At 43.1% G+C, this 18,597-nt stretch carries 17 protein-coding genes; 5 read left to right on the forward strand and 12 right to left on the reverse strand.

The features are described from left to right. Positions 1-152: 152 nt before the first annotated feature. The gene (locus B2746_RS18125; protein WP_290796977.1) at positions 153-1,316 is read left to right on the forward strand and encodes a GAF domain-containing protein; all 1,164 of its coding nucleotides are present in this window, start codon (positions 153-155) and stop codon (positions 1,314-1,316) included. A gap of 20 nt (positions 1,317-1,336) precedes the next feature. Here B2746_RS18125 and B2746_RS18130 read toward each other — a convergent pair whose 3' ends face one another. Continuing rightward, positions 1,337-2,065 (reverse strand): DUF4412 domain-containing protein, encoded by a 729-nt coding sequence (locus tag B2746_RS18130; RefSeq protein WP_290796979.1) that lies wholly within the window; start codon positions 2,063-2,065, stop codon positions 1,337-1,339. A gap of 51 nt (positions 2,066-2,116) precedes the next feature. Beyond that, positions 2,117-3,724 (reverse strand): OmpA family protein, encoded by a 1,608-nt coding sequence (locus B2746_RS18135; RefSeq protein ID WP_290796983.1) that lies wholly within the window; start codon positions 3,722-3,724, stop codon positions 2,117-2,119. 92 nt (positions 3,725-3,816) lie between these two features. Here B2746_RS18135 and B2746_RS18140 point away from each other — a divergent pair, with 92 nt between their 5' ends. Further along, positions 3,817-5,130 carry a M16 family metallopeptidase gene (locus B2746_RS18140; protein ID WP_290796986.1) on the forward strand — a complete coding sequence of 438 codons (1,314 nt, stop codon included), beginning with the start codon at positions 3,817-3,819 and terminating at the stop codon, positions 5,128-5,130. An 18-nt stretch (positions 5,131-5,148) separates the two neighbouring features. Next, positions 5,149-6,549, forward strand: coding sequence for a M16 family metallopeptidase (locus tag B2746_RS18145; protein ID WP_290796989.1), 1,401 nt, complete (start codon positions 5,149-5,151; stop codon positions 6,547-6,549). Between the two features lie 82 nt (positions 6,550-6,631). Here the strand turns inward: B2746_RS18145 and B2746_RS18150 are convergent, their stop codons facing one another. From B2746_RS18150 to B2746_RS18160, 3 genes are read right to left on the reverse strand one after another with little or no spacing between them, the layout of a single operon-like run. After that, entirely contained in the window at positions 6,632-6,961 is a 330-nt protein-coding gene (locus B2746_RS18150) for a DUF6686 family protein (RefSeq protein ID WP_290796993.1), read from the reverse strand. A gap of 12 nt (positions 6,962-6,973) precedes the next feature. After that, on the reverse strand, positions 6,974-7,195 hold the full coding sequence (locus B2746_RS18155; RefSeq protein ID WP_290796995.1) for a ChuX/HutX family heme-like substrate-binding protein: 222 nt from the start codon (positions 7,193-7,195) through the stop codon (positions 6,974-6,976). Further along, positions 7,192-7,371: a hypothetical protein gene (locus tag B2746_RS18160; RefSeq protein ID WP_290796998.1), complete on the reverse strand. Its 180-nt coding sequence runs from the start codon at positions 7,369-7,371 to the stop codon at positions 7,192-7,194. Before B2746_RS18160 ends, B2746_RS18155 begins: the two co-directional genes overlap by 4 nt. A 491-nt stretch (positions 7,372-7,862) precedes the next feature. Between B2746_RS18160 and B2746_RS18165 the strand changes: the two genes are divergently transcribed. Then, positions 7,863-8,555: a carboxypeptidase-like regulatory domain-containing protein gene (locus B2746_RS18165; protein WP_290797001.1), complete on the forward strand. Its 693-nt coding sequence runs from the start codon at positions 7,863-7,865 to the stop codon at positions 8,553-8,555. Between the two features lie 23 nt (positions 8,556-8,578). Further along, positions 8,579-9,226, forward strand: a complete 648-nt coding sequence (locus tag B2746_RS18170; RefSeq protein WP_290797007.1) for a YdcF family protein — start codon at positions 8,579-8,581, stop codon at positions 9,224-9,226. A gap of 24 nt (positions 9,227-9,250) precedes the next feature. On the opposite strand, the gene B2746_RS18175 is transcribed toward B2746_RS18170, so the two are convergent. The 7 genes from B2746_RS18175 to B2746_RS18205 are packed head-to-tail and all read right to left on the reverse strand — an operon-like array spanning position 9,251 to position 18,596. Next, on the reverse strand, positions 9,251-10,375 hold the full coding sequence (locus tag B2746_RS18175) for a M20 family metallopeptidase (RefSeq protein WP_290797011.1): 1,125 nt from the start codon (positions 10,373-10,375) through the stop codon (positions 9,251-9,253). 1 nt (position 10,376) lies between these two features. Further along, positions 10,377-12,335, reverse strand: coding sequence for a hypothetical protein (locus tag B2746_RS18180; RefSeq protein WP_290797014.1), 1,959 nt, complete (start codon positions 12,333-12,335; stop codon positions 10,377-10,379). Position 12,336: 1 nt separating this feature from the next. Beyond that, complete coding sequence (locus B2746_RS18185) at positions 12,337-13,413, reverse strand: dihydrodipicolinate synthase family protein (RefSeq protein WP_290797017.1); 1,077 nt, start codon at positions 13,411-13,413, stop codon at positions 12,337-12,339. 2 nt (positions 13,414-13,415) lie between these two features. Next, positions 13,416-14,444 carry an NAD-dependent epimerase/dehydratase family protein gene (locus tag B2746_RS18190; protein ID WP_290797020.1) on the reverse strand — a complete coding sequence of 343 codons (1,029 nt, stop codon included), beginning with the start codon at positions 14,442-14,444 and terminating at the stop codon, positions 13,416-13,418. A gap of 5 nt (positions 14,445-14,449) precedes the next feature. After that, complete coding sequence (locus tag B2746_RS18195; protein WP_290797024.1) at positions 14,450-15,649, reverse strand: Nramp family divalent metal transporter; 1,200 nt, start codon at positions 15,647-15,649, stop codon at positions 14,450-14,452. Positions 15,650-15,651: 2 nt separating this feature from the next. Continuing rightward, positions 15,652-17,142, reverse strand: a complete 1,491-nt coding sequence (locus tag B2746_RS18200; RefSeq protein WP_290797026.1) for a PQQ-dependent sugar dehydrogenase — start codon at positions 17,140-17,142, stop codon at positions 15,652-15,654. Then, the gene (locus tag B2746_RS18205; protein WP_290797028.1) at positions 17,139-18,596 is read right to left on the reverse strand and encodes a BNR-4 repeat-containing protein; all 1,458 of its coding nucleotides are present in this window, start codon (positions 18,594-18,596) and stop codon (positions 17,139-17,141) included. Before B2746_RS18205 ends, B2746_RS18200 begins: the two co-directional genes overlap by 4 nt. Position 18,597: the final 1 nt, after the last annotated feature.

Genomic DNA, 18,597 nt, shown 5'->3' on the forward strand with positions numbered 1-18,597 from the left:
TTACTCATTTGACCTTAACTGCGTCAAACATCCATAAAATCAGGCTGTTGGACGACATTAGAAATATTTCGACAGCGCCTGGTAAACTATTAGAAGCAGGGTTCCGTTAATATTGCATAATCCGTTGTAAGGCATATAAAATGAAATTCCCTATGATAAACGAGTTGCCCGATTTTCGGGAAGAAATGAGATTGGCTGATCTGTATTCATTCGGAATATTGGATACAGAAGAAGAAGAAGATTTTTCTCAGCTGGTTGAACTTGCAGCCAACATAACGAATTGCCCTATGGCAGCTATCAGCTTTATAGACAAAGACAGGCAATGGTTCAAAGCGATCAAAAATATGGGTGTCAGGGAAACAAGAAGGGACGAAGCTTTTTGTCACCATACTATTCAACAGGATGAGGTATTGATGGTATCAGATGCCGGCACCGATATTCGTTTTCAAAACAATCCATATGTTACCGGCGATCCAAATATCAGCTTTTATGCCGGGGCTCCTATCAGTAGTATTTCAGGGCAGAAACTTGGCGCGGTATGTGTACTGGATTCTGCCAATAACCGGCAATTATCAAAATTCCAGCTGGAATCATTACAAACCATTGCCAACCAGATAAGTCGTCTGCTGGAACTGAAAAGAAAAAACAAGTCCCTTATCAACTATACCAATAAATTGATTGAAGCGGAAAAGGCCTTACATCGCCTTTCTATCAAAGAGGAAGAATCGGAACGGAATTTTATTGCCAACCAGTTACATGAGAATTTTGCACAAACACTGGCCGCAACAAAATTGTACATAGAGTTTGCAGAAACAGAAAAAGATCTGGCAGCAAGTTTCCTTGCCAAAAGCAAGGACAATATAGAACATATCATCAATGAAATCAGGTTGCTTTGCAACTATATCAAACCGGTAGATAATTACCAGGCAAGCCCCACTTTATTAATCAACGAATACATAAAGCAATGGTCGCTGAACAGTAATGTAGAAGTCTCCTATCTGATGGAAAGTGAAGAAGAGCTGCCTTCGGAATCGGGACTCTTCATTTATCGTTTATTACAAACGGTATTGCCACTTACCAAAACCTATCGGGTACGAAAACTAAACTTATCAATTATACTGGGATCTGATATCGAAATCAATGTTAATTATCAGCCGAACAGCAATTATACGGTAGATCCTTATCAATTGTTATTGCTGAAAAAATCAATTTCTATGGCACAGGCAGAAGGTGGGCAATTACTGGTTACAAGAACAGCGGAAGGTGCTCATCAAATTATGATACACCTACCGCTGCCAATTCAGGTTGCTGTTTGATAAGTGTTGATGGAACAGTATTACATACCTGGCATCGCCATCACTTTATAACCGGATGTTGCCATTATTTTGCCATCCTTACTAACGGAGATGGCTTCAAACCTGGATAGATTGCCTGATTTTTTATCCGTACTTTCCATTCTGAGCATAACACCGTTTTCCATTCCTTTCATGGAAGGGAAGCGGATTGGTTTGGAACCGGTTTCCAGCATGGCAGCCAGACTTTTGGCAAAATTCCCCATTCCGGATCCCAGTTCTGTTGTCATCCACACGAGCGACTGACTATCGTCGCTCTCCACCTGAAACTGCTCACATTTATATCCCAGAATAGTTTCTGATTTGCCAGTTTTGGTAACTTTTACGTTGTTTGGATTTTCCTCCTTCACCTGGCCCTGCATTTTCTGCTTCATTTTTGCCAGATCCATAATCATCGCCATTTTCTGATCGGTCATGAACGTTATCATTTTCTGATCTTTGAGATCCATCACCATAAAAAATCCCTTTTGTTTTGGACTTTCCATACCAGTATAATCTCCTTTCGAGAACCACATCCCCATCTGTTCTCCTTTTTTTAAAGAGCCATTTTTTCCGGAGCTGATCTCATAGGTGATTCCCAGACTGAATTCATAGTTTTCCGGAAGGGTTTGGGAAATTGCTGAATGAGTTGATAAAATCGATAGTAGCGCTAAGCTAACGAACTTGAATATTCGAAAAATTGCAGGAACGGAAGGCTGAATTGCTGATCGCATAATTTAAATTTTAGTGATGAATTCATTGCCTTAACCGACTGCTAAGCTACATCAATTCTTTAAGATCGTAAATTCAACACGACGATTGAGCTGCCTGCCATCATCCGTATCATTTGATGACAGTGGCTTAGTTTCACCATATCCCTGTGAACGAAGGCGGGATGCTGCTATTCCTTTGGTAATCAGGTATTCCATTACGGATCTTGCCCGATTATCACTGAGTTTATAGTTGTAGTCATCTGAACCTTTACTATCGGTATGGGCACTCAGTTCTATTTCTATAGATGGGTTTTCTTCCAGTAACTTAACCACGCGATCCAGTTCAACAAAGGATTCTTTTCTTAATTCCCATTTATCAAAGTCGAAGAATACATTGTTTAATCGTACCGTTTGTCCGATTTCGATTGGTACCAGGTAGAGGTCCTTATGAATTTCCGTGTATCCGGCCTGAACCATGGAATCGAGGTTCAGATTCTCCGACATAGAGAAGAAATGATTGGCCGTTGCCCGTATGCTGTAATTCCGATTGAAGGGCAGAACGATTTTGAACGCGCCATCAAAGGGGCTCGAAAGGGCATTCCCCACCTGTACCCCATCAGGAAGGGTTTCATATAAAAGAGAAGCGGTTATGGGTTCGCCTGTTTTTTTATTAAATACATTTCCGGTTACCATAACAACCGGATCCGGCTTTTTCTCTTCCAGCAGGCGAACGCGTACAATATCACTGGCTCCATACCCCTCTTCACTGGTGGTGAGATACGCAAATTCACCCCCGGCATCCATGGTAAAAAATGCGTCCCAATTGGAGGTATTGATTGGCGCACCCAGGTTTTCCGGTTCGGACCATTTGGTCCAGCTATCATCCAGCCTTTTGGTTTTCCAGATATCATTATCCCCCAGTCCACCTGCGCGGTTACTGCTGAAATACAGTGTAACACCATCGGCCGCCATATAGGGCGTCATTTCATCAGTTTCCGGGGTATTGATTTTTTTTCCAAGGTTTTTGGGTTCCGACCAACTGCCATCCTGTTTAAGAAAACAGACAAAAATATCATTCAGCGCACTTCCTTCCTCAGTTGACATATACAATAATAGGGTCTGTCCATCATGCGCCATGGATGCCCCGGATAATTTCCCCTTATCGTACTTGAAGTAATTTTTAATATTAAGTCCCTCTGGCTGGCTCCAGCGGCCATCTTCCTGCATAAAACACATACTGATCCCTTTTCCAACATAACCTCCTTTAACAAAAGCGCCACGAATCAGGATCCGGTTATTATCGGGTGAAATCCAGTAAACGGCGTTGTAATGAGTGGTATTAAGCGGATAAGCCAGGTGTTTGGCTTCACTCCAGTTGCCCAGTGTATCACGAAAAGCGACCCAGATATCCTGAGAATTGGGAACAGACCTGTATTTAGTATTTCGAGGGTGATTTTCGCAGATAAAAAACAGCAGGTTGCCATCCGCAGAAATGGTGGGTCTTAACTCCGGTAAATCAGAATTGATTCCTTCTCCGAGATTTTCAATCTTTATAATCGTGCCTTCCCTTATTACATTTTCCTTCTGGGCAATGAATTTACTACTGGTGTCTATGGAAGTTTGGGCAATAACAAGGGCACAGGTAAAATGCAAAAGCAACAGAAAGTACAGTTTTCTCAAGGCTTGGATCTTTCCTTAAAAACGTAAACCCATTAAAAATAATGTATCAGAGAAGGTTTTTTTTAGCTTTAGGATGCACTAAACACACATTTATGAAGAAAATCTGGACAAGTCTCTTTCTTTTGTCCGCTTATTTTGCACAAAGTCAGCTAAAAGCTGGTGAGGTTCAGAGCTTTACACTTTCAAACGGTATGAAATTTCTGGTAGTGGAGGATTTTTCCATCCCCAATGCCAATATGTACCTGTTCTACCGGGTTGGATCCCGGAATGAGTACCAGGGCATAACCGGATTATCCCATTTTTTTGAGCACATGATGTTCAATGGAGCCAAAAAATACGGGCCAAAGGAATTTGACCGTACCATGGAATTTAACGGTGGTGCGAACAATGCCTATACCCGTGAGGATGTTACGGTTTACACCAACTGGTTTCCGGCTTCCGCAACGGAAGTGATTTTTGATCTGGAGGCGGACCGGATATCAAGTTTGACTATTGACCCCAAAGTTGTAGAGAGCGAACGAGGGGTCGTTATTTCTGAAAGAAGTACCGGCCTGGAGAATTCGCCTTACCGGGTATTGTTTGAAGCGGTACAGGGACAGGCATTTGCGGAGCACCCCTACCATTGGCCGGTAATCGGGTACCTGGATGACATGAAAAACTGGAAACAGGCGGATCTGGAACGTTATTTCAAAACCTATTATGCGCCCAATAACTGTGTAGTAGTAATTTCAGGTGCTGTGAAGTTGTCAGAAGTAAAGGCATTAGCAGATAAATATCTTGCTCCGATACCGGCTCAGACGGAACCTCCGGCGGTTCATATTAAAGAACCCAAACAAACGGGTGAAAAAAGAATAACGGTACAAAAACAGGTAGCCAACCCCTATATCAGTATGGCCTGGCATACGCCGGAAGCGAAGCATGCCGATTATTATGCATTATCGCTTTTGGCAGATTTGCTGGCACAGGGACAGTCATCCCGTCTGTATTCGACCCTTGTTGATAAAAAGCAGCTGGCTACAACGGTTTTTGCCCGTTATGAAGAAAGTTTTGATCCCACTTTATTTAGTATAACTGCGGCAGCTTCGCAAGGAGCTAAAACCGCTGATATTGAAAAAGAAGTGTATGATGCGTTGGAACTAATCAAAAAAAATGGCGTTACCAGCCAGGAATTGGAGAAAGTAAAGAATGCCAAATTGATCGACTTTTACCGGCAGATTGAAACCATCAATGGCAAATCGAATAATATCGGAACCTACGAACTGTTTTTTGGCGATTACAAAAAACTATTTGATGCACCTGCGCAATTCAATAAAGTTAGTGTGGAGGATATCAAACGCGTGGCAAGTGAGTATTTCATAAAATCAAATCGTACGGTGGGTATCGTAACAGCAAAGGTTGATGACTAATCAAATTAATTCAAACACATGAAACAATTTTATAAGAAATATATCCTGTTGGCGGGACTAATGCTTTGTAGCTCTGCCTATATTTTTGCGCAGTCGTTCAAATTGCCGCCCTATCAGAAATTTACGCTGAAAAACGGACTGACTGTTTACCTAATGGAACAGCATGAAGTGCCGATGATTTCGGTATCGGCTATTTTGCCGGCCGGTGCAATTTTTGATGGGGATAAAGCTGGGTTGGCCGCACTTTCAGCTGCTTCCCTGCAACATGGAACAAAATCGTTTTCGAAGCAGGATCTGGATCGGGAAATCGATTTTATTGGTGCCAACATTAATACCTATGCGAATAAGGAATTTGCAGGTTTGACTTCTTCCTTTGCAAGCAAGGATGCGGATAAGATGTTAGGCATTCTGACGGAAGTATTGACATTACCCCGATTTGATACCACGGAATTCACCAAGGAAAAAAGACGCGCATTGATTCGTCTGGAACAACAGAAAGAGAGTCCGCGGAACGTAATAGGTTCCTATTTTGATCAATTCCTTTTTGGCCAGCATGTTTATGGATCAATTGTTTCTGGAACAGTAACTTCTGTTCAGCCACTGGCAAGCGATGATATCCGTTCCTTTTATCAGCGACATTATATACCAAATGGATCGGCCATTGCTGTTACAGGTGATTTCGACTCGAAAGTGATGAAAGCACTGATTACGAAATTGTTATCGGGCTGGAAAAAAGGGGTACCGGTAAAAGAAACTGAAGCAGCTGCTTCAATTGCACAACCAGAAACCAATCGGGTATTGCTGGTGAATAAAAATGATGCGCGGGAAACCACCTTTTTTATTGGGGCGCCCGGAATCAGCCGGAATAATCCGGATTATATTGCGATTGACGTTATCAATACCTTATTTGGCGGACGATTCACTTCTATGCTGAATGATGAATTGCGGGTAAATACCGGCTTAACCTATGGAGCGCGTAGTAATTTTAGTACGCTGAAATACGGTGGTAGTTTTACGATCAGCACGTTTACAGCTACTGAGAACACAGAAGCAGCAATTGATAAATCTTTAGAGGTACTGAATCGATTACATACACAGGGTATTGATGAACAGTCTCTGACTTCTGCAAAAAATTATGTGAAGGGGCAGTTTCCTCCTGATTTTGAAACGAGCCGGCAGTTAGCAACTTTAATGACTCAGATGTTCTGGTATGGGTTCAATGAATCCTTTATCAATAATTTCCAGGCCAATGTGGATGGTTTGACATTGGAGAAAGCGAAGCAGATTATCCAAACCTATTTTCCGAAGGACAAACTGCAGTTTGTGTTGGTGGGAAAGTCTTCCGAGATCAAAAAAATTGCTGAAAAATACGGTCCCGTAACCGAGGTTCAGATCACCGGCGAACCCCGTCCGTTTTAGGTATCAGACAGGTGTTAAAACTTTGTTAGAGAGGTGTCAGACAGATATAAGGATAGTGTTCTAACACCTGTCTGACACCTCTCTAATACCGTTCCAACAGCTGTCTGACGTCTCTGACCTGAAGTTCCGTATCCACAAAGTCGAGCATGATGAAAAGTTCTTTGAGTTCTTCGTAGCTGAGCAGAAGCTGAAATCCCTCACAAGGGGTTGGAAGCCGAATGCTCTTCACAGAGGCTAGCGCAGGCACCGGTGTGGTTTCAAACACTTCTGACAACCATTGCACAAAGGGCTTGAAATCAGGCACCCGAAAAGTAACACAGACTGTTCCAAATCCAACCTGTAAATGGTTACATGCATCGCAGTGAACCACATAACCAAAAGAGGAACTAAACAAGGTTTCGAAATTACACATGTTCATATTTTTTTATTTATTGAATCGCTCAACCAATTGAAGTATTCCGTTCCGCCAGTTGGCAGCTGCTGGCAATCCGGGCTTACGCTTACCAAAAAACTGCACAACCATTTCGCCCGGTGAATCAAATATTTCAATTGAATGCACAAGCCCGTCAACCGTTGGTTTTTTAACCAACCAGGCGGATGACACCGCAGCCATTTTAAGGTGTAAATTGAAGTCGGTATCCTTCACATTAATCCAACCCGGTATTTCAACATTTTTTTCAACCGGACCGGTATGAATCTTGCTTCCATTCCCAGGGCAGCAATAATTTCACTCACTGATCCGCTCTGGGAGCCAATTCTTTTTAGTGCAAGTGAGAAAATAGGCTGAAAGAAAAAAATAATAAACAGGTTTCTATTCAACATCTTGTAAGATTTAAAAGCAGCCTCGTAGAAACGAGGCCGGTAGCTGAGTGGCAACATTTACACGCTGGTCACCTCTCAGAGATTTGAACGACCAATTAAGCTTGTTTAACTAATTGAAAACTGATTTCTGGTTTACCTATTGTAAAGTGTCGACCACATGAAAGATCCGAATTCACCTTTATGTCTGAGTGCGAGTAAATGCGGTACAAACATACTGGAGCAAGGGTATTCCTAACTTACGAATAAAGGAAAAGCATTTACGAATCCCGGAAATCCCGTAGGTGTCAGACAGATGTTAGAACACTGTTAGAGAAGTATCAGATAGATGTAAGAACATTATTCTAATACCTGTCTGGCACCTAATCTGACAATATCCTAACACCTGTCTGATACTTATCACATTAACAAATAATTGGAGTCAAACTTCTATTTAAAAACTGCCGGCATTTTTATCTTTATACATGTTCCGACTTGTACAATTCTTACTTTTTATGGCTTGCTTCCTCGACGCTTCCGATTCCATCGCCCAACAACAGCTCAGCGGAACTATTTTTGATGCCACCACTGATTCCACCCTGCAGGATGTATTTATCATCAACCTCAATTCCAACCAAACAACAGTAGTTTCAAAAAGCGGACGCTACAACATTCCCGCAGCCGAAGGAAACCGGATTGTTTTTACAGCTATCGGATATGAACCAGATACACTTAAAGTTGAATTTCATATGTTCGTTACCGGGTATGATATCTCCCTGAAACAACGTTACAACCTGTTAAAAACAGTCGTTGTTACAGAACGTGATTACCAGACCGACTCTCTTGAACGAAGAGAAGCCTATCGACATATACTTGACGATCCTCTCCCAGGAATCACTGGTAGAAACACCCCTTCATCAGGCTTTGGCGTTGTTTTGAGTCCGGCTAGCTTTTTCTCCTCCAAATCAAAACAGGAAAGAGAACTGAAGAAAAAATTGCTCTACAATGAAAAAGTAGCATATGTTGATTTTAAATTTTCCAGGTCTTTTGTTCAACGATATACCGGATTGAAAGGAGACTCGCTCCAAACTTTCCTATTGCGCTTCCGGCCAAGTTATGAATTCTGCCGGCAATCCAATCAGGAGGATATGATCAATTACATCAATGAAAAGCTGAAAATTTATCTTCGTCGGGAAGAAAACAAGTAGTTTTAGTTACCAAAACATCCTTCATGAATAAATCAGTTGAATCTGCCGCCCGATTGATTTGGGATTACCATCACCTGAACCACCCACTCCAAAAATCCGACTGCATTTTTGCATTAGGAAGCCATGATCTGCGGGTGGCTGAATGGGCTGCTGAACTCTGGCTGAAAGGATGGGCTCCCCTGCTTCTGCTTTCAGGCGGACTGGGCAACTTCACTCAAGGTATGTGGACCGAAAAGGAAGCTGATAGGTTTGCTAAAATTGCTGTCGCGATGGGAATTCCGGAATCGGCCATCCTGATTGAAAACCAGTCAACTAACACTGGGGAAAATATTCAGTATTCAAAAAACCTGCTCAAAAAACATCAACTCGATCCACAACGATTTATCGTTGTCCAAAAACCCTATATGGAACGGCGCAGTTTCGCCACCTTCAAAAAAAACTGGCCCGAAAAAGATCTTCTTGTCAGCTCTCCTCCTATTTCATTCGACGATTACCCCAATGATGAAATTCCACTCGAGCGGGTAATCAATATAATGGTCGGCGACCTTCAACGTATTAAAGAATATCCAGCAAAAGGTTTTCAGATTGAACAACCGATCCCAGCAGCTGTTTGGGAGGCATTTGAATTACTGGTTAATGAAGGATATAACAAACACCTAATCGGAAGTTAGAATTAGGAAGTGGGAAGTCGGAAGTTAAGTCCCAAGTAACCGGGTGATGATGTCGCTGGCCGTTTCAATTTGCGAAATGGCAATATGCTCATCTGCTGTATGAGCTTGTGCAATGGAACCCGGACCAAAAACCACACATGGAATTCCGGCTTCCTGATAAATGGCAGCATCCGTTGCATAATGTGCTGACTGCAATTCCGGCTTCACTCCTTCCAACTCACAGGCACGAATAAGTGCTTTACAATGAGCGGCATCCGGCGCATTATCCACTCCCATTGCCAGCAGATAAGGTTCAGTTATTTTATAACCTGAAGTATCTCCCAGATATGGAAGTAGCCCATTCAATATACTCTGCAAACTCATGCCTGGTAATAATCGGTTATCTATTTCGATACTGCAGGACGCAGGTACCGTATTCACCGTTTGTCCGCCGCTGATTCGTCCTACATTTATTGTTGCCTGTCCCAGTACGGGATGCCTCAATGTCTCCAGACTTTTTGCATAAGCTGCTACACCTTCCAATATCGGTCCCATTTTATAAATCGCATTATCTCCATTCCATGGCATGCTGGAGTGACAACTGCGCCCCTCCGTATGTATAAAAAACCGGCATAATCCCTTGTGCGCATAAATCAGATTCAACTCAGTAGGTTCACCTACAACAGCAAAATCGGCTTTCACTCCTTTTGCCACCAATTCTCTTGCTCCGGAAAAGGAATATTCCTCATCCTTCACAAAAGCCAGCACCACATTATGCGCAAGCTTTTTCTTTTCATGAATTATTATCCTGATTGCATGCAGATAGGTTGCCAGCGAGGCCTTGGTATCACAGGATCCCCTTCCATATAAAAGTCCGTTTTTTATTGCCGGATCAAATGGATCAATCGACATCTGCTCCTCCGACACCGTATCCATATGAGCTTCCAGCATAATGGTGTGCGACTTACCCGCATCAATATGTGCGACAAGATTTGGCCGCTCCGGGTCCTCACCGAACAACTCAGCAGCAACTCCCAATTCAGACAGAAACCGCTGAATAAACAATGCCATATTTCGTTCGGTATAATTCGATCCGGATAAACCCTTTCCCATTGGATTCACAGATGGAATCGATATCAACTCTCTGGTAATAGAAACAGCTCCATGCATACTAATTCGCTTTATTCGGTATATACCGCCATAATTCGGTATTATGCTTGAAATATAGCGCACCTTTTTCATCCATCGCCAACAAACTTGCTTTCTCTTCAAGAAGAGTTACTGAAAAGGTTTGCGGATCAATCCGAAATAAATTACCACCTCCTGTTCCATACACATTCCCATCCGGATGATTTACCAAAAAGGCACTTCGCCAGACATGACCTCCTCTGTTTGGTGCAGTATGAATATGTTTTGTACGAATCACCTCCTTGCGTTGTATATCAAATTCAAATAACATTCCGTCAGCAAGTCCCCATATTTTTCCTTCCGAAACCTGCAACAGACCTGTTATCGCCATAGCGCCGGCAAGCGGTGCAATATCAAATACTTTTTCTTTTTTATCGGGATCCCATCCAACAAGTCGGGCTTCTTCTGCCTTGGCTGCAGCACCCAAACCTCCGGATATCGAGCTGCCCATTACCACCATATTGCCGGCATACACCAAACTGATGATCGACTGATCAGGCACAATATTGACCATGGCATCCAGTTGCTGCTTCTCCAAATCATAACAGACCAATGCACCACCCAGTTGTCCATAATCCGGAACGGTTCCAAAAAAAACTTTTTTCTTCTCCGTTAATGGCAGCACGGCAAACCCTCTGCTCTGCCCGGGTACCTGACCCAGATGTTTTGGATTTCCCTGTTTCGGATCCCAGGGTGCTTTTGTATTGTAGTAATAATAATGTCCATGGGGATAGATCCCCATAAAAATGGTATCCCCCGAAAAGGCCATTCCTTCCGTTTGTTCCAATCCTTTATACGCAGTGGTTGTTCCGCTCACCGGATCATAAGCTGCATGCCCGCCAGCCAGATAACCTCCCATCCAGATTCTGCCATCCGGCCCCTTCATCATAGACTGAATGGGAATCGGTTGCCCCGGAACATCCAGCTTCACCGTGCTGGCTTTTTTCGCTGTTATATCAACCTGATGGTAAACGGCATTCGATGTCAACAAACTCAGCTTCCTTTTCCCATCCCATCGAAAAGCATTGGATGCACCCCGCGTTTCGGTTATACGTTGCGGTAAGCTTCCTTTTTTATTTAGATCCAATTCATATAAATTGGATTTCATGGTATAATAAATCCTCGCAGTTCCGGGCTCCTGCACAATTGTTTTCATGTCAATCCCTTCCAGCTCTCTTTCCACCTTTTGTGTCTTAAGATTATACACCAGGGTCAACTGACCACTTGTTAAAAGTGCCAGCAAATAATCAGGTCCTTTATCCTGGTACACCATTTCCAATCCATATACAAATTCTTTTCCTTTATATTTTGCAGGAAGAATTTCCTTTTTCACGCCGGTACGCGTATCTATTTCAACAAGGAATGCATGAGAACCAACGCCTGCATATAATTTGGCCGTTTTCTTATTATAAGCCAGACTTCTGACATAGTTCTCTCCTTCAACCAGTGGCCCTTTTCCAAGATCGCTGAATCCATCTTTAGGATGATACCGGAATACCCTGCATCCCGGATAGGTGGCTCCAAATAACTCACCATCCCTGCCAGTAGTAAGATTCCAGACATAGGTTTGTCCGGGTAATACCAGTCCGAGGTTCTCCACAGTCTGCGTTCCCGGTTTGTGCCGGAATAAAAAACCACTGGCTCCGGGTACATATAACCAGCCATCGGAGGACCATGCCATATCCCAGGCACCATCTGCTCCTGGTAAGGGCTGGTCCAGTTGAAGCTGACCTGTAGCAGCATCATAACCAAGTAAATGGGCAGGTTCTCCCCGAACCACTGTATAAATCCAATTTCGCCCGGCAGGATCGGTTAAAAATATACTTCCCTGTATCATGGCTGCTCTGAGCTGCGGACCAAGATTGGTTAACACTGGTTGCGCTATTCCTGTACTGCTAATCAAACAGGCAAGTAATAGCCCCCTTATAAAAGTTCGAATCATCTTAATTAATTAAGTCTTGTTGCTGCTTTAAAAACTCCTGCACAAATGCATCGTCATTCATGTATTGATAGGATTCATACACTCTGGAAATTTCATCAGCCTGACCTTCACTCAATACTTCCTTTTCATTCAGACACCAGATTCCTTTAAGAATTCCCTGCCTTCTCAGTACTTCATGGATACCAGGAATACAGCCATGAAAATGATGCGCCGGGTCAAATATGGCAGCATTCACATCCGTCAGGTGAACTCCTTCCAATAAAAGATTTTTACTGGGCAGATGTCCATTCTGACGTGCCAGTTTAATTCTGTCCAACAGGTCAACCGCTTTGTTTGTCCAAACTGCCCACTGACCCAATAAACCACCTACAAAGTTCTTCTCCACCCATTCGCCCTTAATTTTAAATCGAAATGGTGTGATCAGATCGGCAATAATATTGTCATCATTCCCCGTATACAGGGCGATTTTATCTTTACGCGATGAAGCCGCCACCGCACGCACCACATCAAGTGTACAATACCTGTTAAATGCAGCTACCTTTATACCAACTACATTATCAATTTCAGCAAACCTTTCCCAGAACGAGTAACTGAAAATCCGGCCACCTACTGCAGGTTGCAGGTAAAACCCAAATACCGGAAAAATTGCTGCAACTGCCCGGGTTCTTTCCAGCAACTCATCTTCAGAATAATGCCCTAAACCTCCCATACTTAGCAATCCTATATCATATCCAAGATCCGCGGCCAGCCTTGCTTCATTTATTGCCTGATCGCTTGGTCCGCAGATGCCCGCCACTTTTATAAATGGCCGATTCAGCTTTGCAGCTTCCACTTCTTCAATAGCCAACCGTAATACCCGCTCAAAGAGATTTATTTGAGGATCACGAATTTCAAACTGAGTTGAATGTACTGCTACTGCCATACCCCCGGCTCCGCTGGCCATATAATACCTCGATAATAATCGTTGTCTTTTTTCATCCAATACCCTTTCAGCAGTTAACGCCAGCGGATGCGCCGGAATCACGGTCCCTTCCTGTAATAATGCCGATAATTTTTCGTCTAATAATTTTGTATCCATAGTTAAAACTGTCCGTTTCTTTCCTGAAAATGTGTTGCTTTTCCAAATGTATCTCCGCCCTGTTTCACCCATTCACTGGTGATATCAATGATATCCCGGATAGTGGTCCGCGGATAACCAAATAATTGGTTACAGGCGGAAGCGTTGCTAAGTAATGCTGTTGGCTCCGGCTGACTAATAAATACCGGTTGCTTATCAAATTTTCGACCAAACTGCTCGGCTATCCACTGAACAGAAAGTAATTCGGGACCGGTTACATTCAGAATTCTGGCCGGACTGCTGCAATGAAGTAAGGAACGGATGGCAATTTCATTGGCATCACCCTGCCAGATTACATTTACATTACCGGAGCTTAAATCAATGGCCTTGCCTTCCCAAACGGACTTGGCTATTTCCAACACCACACCATAACGAAAATCTACTGCATAATTCAGCCGGTAGATGAGTGTCGGTGTTCCGTTTTTCTCAGCAAAATATTGAAAGATTCGTTCCCTTCCCAAACAGGACTGCCCGTATTCACCAACCGGAGCAGGTGTTACAGTTTCATCCAGTCCGCCTTTGTAAACTGGTGCAAATGGATACACGTTCCCGGTAGAAAAAGCTACAATTTTTGAATTTTTAAATTTTTCGGCTACACGTCCGGGTAGGTAGGTATTCATAGCCCAGGTAAATCCTTCCCTTCCGGTGGTTCCGAATTTTTGTCCGGCCAGGTAAATAATATTTTCTACCTGAGGCAGTCCTTTCAATGCATCATCATCCAAAAGATCAGCAGCAATTGTCTCCACTCCGGCTGCTTCTAATTCCTGTTTGAGTCCGGATTCAGAAAACCGTGATACCCCAATTACCCTTTTTGAAATACCGGCTTCAGCAATGGCTTGTATCGCCAGTTTTGCCATACTCGGACCCATCTTACCTCCCACACCCAGGAGCATGATATCTCCTGAAATAGTCTTCAAATCTTCTGTCAAAGCAGGTGAAGGTGCGAGTAAGCGCTTTTCCCACTGCTCCAGTTCTGTAAATTGACCACTCATTTTATTTATTTTAAAAACAGTTCGTAGAAATTAAATACCGCTAGTGAGGTAACTAATAATAATCCCAGGAAGCCAATAATCCGCTGACTTTGGCTATTTACCTGATCTCCCATAATGGATCGATCATTGGCAATTGCCAAAAGTGCAAAGCCAATAAATGGCACTAAAAAAATGGTAATACTTTGTGCCAATACAATCATTTCAAGTGGCAGTTTCCCAAATAGGATTGCAACAGTAGCACCTGTAACCATTACTGCTGCAATAAGCCATTTCACTTTTGTATCCCTGAATCCATCACCCCAGCCAAGTGCATCTCCCAGTAAACTGCCACCTACAGTGGCATTTCCAACCAAAGAGGAAAAGGAGGCTCCAAATAAACCCAGATAGAATAATACGGATGCATACTCTCCATATAATGGCTCCAAAGCTTTCGCCATTCCTGCAGCATTGGTTACTTTTATCTGTTGAGGATGTAAAACTGATGCGGCACAAATCAATACAACAGCACTCATTACTCCCAGTATAAGAATTCCTGTAGTACCGGAAGATTTTCCGGCGCCTCCCGGATGAATTCTTCTTCTTTCTCTTTCCAAATAGGACTGATACACGGCCCCAACGATGGAAAAACAGGAAGCAATAAAAGCAATGACCAATCCTATTGATCCATCAGGCAAAGAAGGAACCAATCCGCCCAGAATTGAAGAAGCGGATGGTTTCGCCATAAACAGCGTGGATCCAAATGCAAACAACATCAATCCAACCAACGCCATCATAAGTTTCTCTAGAACTGAATAAAAACTTCGGAAAAAAAGTAGGCTGATGGACAATGCTGTAAATAACAGAATCCAGTTATTGGGTTTTGTATGAGTTGATTCACCCAGAGAAATTCCTAATCCGATTGCATTACCTGCCTGAAAAGATGCGGTCACCAAAAATATGCCTGCTCCTATTGCAATGGATACCACACCACCCCATTTTTGCCGGATTAAGGTAAGCAAACTGGCAGATGCCGTTGCACCGATCCGCGCCCCCATATTGGTGAAGCTGATCATAAAAAATATCGCCACAACAATAATCCATGTTAATCTATATCCATATTCAGCCCCCAGCCGGGAAGTGATCGTCATTTTACTTGGGCCAAATACCAGAGCAGCGGTGATTATACCGGGACCTAATCGCGATAGCCAATTTCGGATAGCGTACATAGTTAGTTATTGGTTCTTTTTTTTTGAATAGCCGCTGGTGTAATTACTCCCGCTTCGTTTGACCAGGCAGTTCGGATATAGGATAATACCATCGCCAATTCTTCGTCCTTCATAAAAGAAAAGGAGGGCATCTGATTTTTACCCTGTAATACCAGTTTCACCAGAGAATCCGAATTATTTAATACCAATTCATTTTGAACAAGTGAAGGAAAACTTCCAGTTACTCCTGATCCATTTGGTTTATGACAGGATGCACAATATTGATTATAGATCCCTGCTCCATCTTTTGAATGTACCAATCCGGCCTTCCCTGGTTTTAAGATTTCACCTTTACTTTCCTTAGCTGGCGAAATTTTTAATACCCGATCATCGGTAGCTTTAGGGAAACCCGGACCCGGATTCCAGTCCCGGTTGCTGGTAGCCATAAATATATCCCCCTCTGGAGAAACTGTAATGGACCTAATTCTTCCATACACTCCTTCCAGTAAAACAATTTCATCGGTTATTTTTTCTCCGCTCTTATCCAGTTTCAGCACCCTTAAACTCTGGGCTTTCAGGCTCACCAGCAACAAACTGTTTTTCCATTCAGGGATGCGGTCCTTATTGTACCAGACTAATCCTGCGGGTGCTATAGTGGGTGTCCAGGTCTTAATCGGACTGATCCGATTCGCAAATGCAGGATCCATTTCTTTCGCCGAGTCTGTATACCCTTCAATCTCCGGCCATCCATAGTTGCCCAACGGTTGAAGTAAATTGATTTCATCATCCGTGGCCTCGCCATGTTCGGACGCATACCATTTACCGCTTGCACCTTCCGTCAATCCCTGCATATTACGAAACCCCCAGGCCCAAACCGGAGAACCGGCAATCGGATTGTCATCAGGAATGGATCCCTCCCTATTAATTCGTAAAATTTTTCCATTCAATGAAGTACTGTCCTGAGCATTCCCATATCGGTGTGCATCACCTGTTGCCCAGTAAATAATGCCATCTTCGGAAACTTTCAAACGGGAACCATTATGTGAATGATTGCCTGGTATCTGAAGCACCAGAAACGGTTCTACCAAACTATCCCGTTCAAGTCTGTAACGAACCAGTTTACTGGTAACAATAGTGTCTTTCTGATGCGTATAATTCAGGAATGCATATATAGTACCATCCGATTCTTTAAACAAATCCATACCCAATAAACCTGCTGTTCGCTTAAACCAAACATCAGGTACTTTAAGTACAGATTGAATTTTCCCGGTGGAAGGATCCAATCGGCTTACGCCTCCCTCCTGCTCCGTCATCCAGATTTTCCCATCCGGTCCCCAGCAAATCTCCCAGGGAACCTTGCGATTGATCGCCACTTCATAAACACCCAACAAACTGCTGTCAGATTGAATGGTAGCGATTTGAGGAAAAGCAACCGAATCCTCTTTACAACTATACAGACCACTGCAGATCAGCAGTATAAAAAACAAATTAAGCCCAAAACTATTTTTGTTCATTTTTTTACACGACGTGGTTTTTCAAACGCTTTTTTCATTTGAACTGGCAATTGGTATACCCGTCCCTTCCGATCTGAAAAATACAATTTTGATTGGGAAGGCTGGCGGCCATGTCCATCGGCCCAGAATGAATAAAATCCCGAATGAACATTTACCGGTTTTCTTGGATAGGCGTGATTAAATCTACTATCTGCAGTCAACTCTTTTGATTTCCAGGTTTTTCCCTGGTCGGCGCTTTCCCATTGAACCAATTCGCCGCCGGTATTAAACGCCTGTGGACCGGTTGCAGTTGGACCCACCACTACCCAGGTGCCATCTGCCTCCACATAAAGCGAGCCCATGTCGTAGTTGTTGTCGGACTCCGTTAATTTATTGATTTCCCAATCAGCTCCATTAAAATGCGCGGTAAACCATTCCTGCGGACCGGATTTCGGTCCGGCTTCATATCCATTGCTCGTTATGTATAAAATGATGGGCCTTCCCTTTGCATCAAAAGCCAGGTCATTGATATAAACCAGTTTACCTTCTCTTGCATAGTCTTTCACCAATGCAGCATGTTGAATGGAATTAACCGGTAATTGAATAGTTTCACCAGTAGCCGTTTGCCAGCTGTTGGCAAAATCAGCCGTTTCAACATAGTACAGATTGGTACGATAATTCAGTCCGTTTTCTTTTTCCTTTATTGGATGATAATTGAAAGATGTTGCTATTTTCTTACCCCACTGGCCACTGGTCTGATAATGCCCTTCTTCAATGGTGGCAATATCCATCCATTCACCATAGGACCTGCCATCCATACTCTTCATATACGAAATAGTACGGCGCGGTTTGGATGGTTGCTGCGGAATTACCTTACGATCATAATGTGTAAACAAATTTAAAAATCCACTATCCGGTACCACCCAGGCCTGCAAATAAGAAAAATTATCAAGTGGTTTAGTTGAACCATTTACCTGTTTGCTAACAGGGATCCGCTCAAATTCAGCAATATCATAGGGCTGTTTGCTGCGATGTACATACGAAACAGTGCTGGTGCCATGCGAAGTGGAAAATAACCAGATATATCCTTGCGCATCAATATTCAATACCGGGTTGTCATGGGCGTCATTGGTATTTTTATCCATTACTAAAACCGGCCTTGGAACCTTTCCTGTTTTGTGATCAAAATAGGACACCATATGCAACAGTGTTTTACCTGCTGTATCCGTGCCACCATAACAAAAAAAAGTCTTATTTACTTTCGGCGCATACACAGAAAAAGGATAGTGATTGGCGGGATAAGTACCCAACCCCCCACTATACTTATACACGTATTCATCACCAGATGGCTGGTTGCTGTACCAGATTCCCCGATAGCCATCAAAAGGCTGATTGAGCGTGATGGAAGTGTCTATGTTGCCGACACATAGCAGTGTTCGGCAACATAGTACAAGTAAAAGAAATAGTCGGATCAAA

The organism is Flavihumibacter sp. UBA7668 (assembly GCF_002483205.1).
In the GTDB taxonomy this organism is placed as follows: Bacteria; Bacteroidota; Bacteroidia; order Chitinophagales; family Chitinophagaceae; genus Flavihumibacter.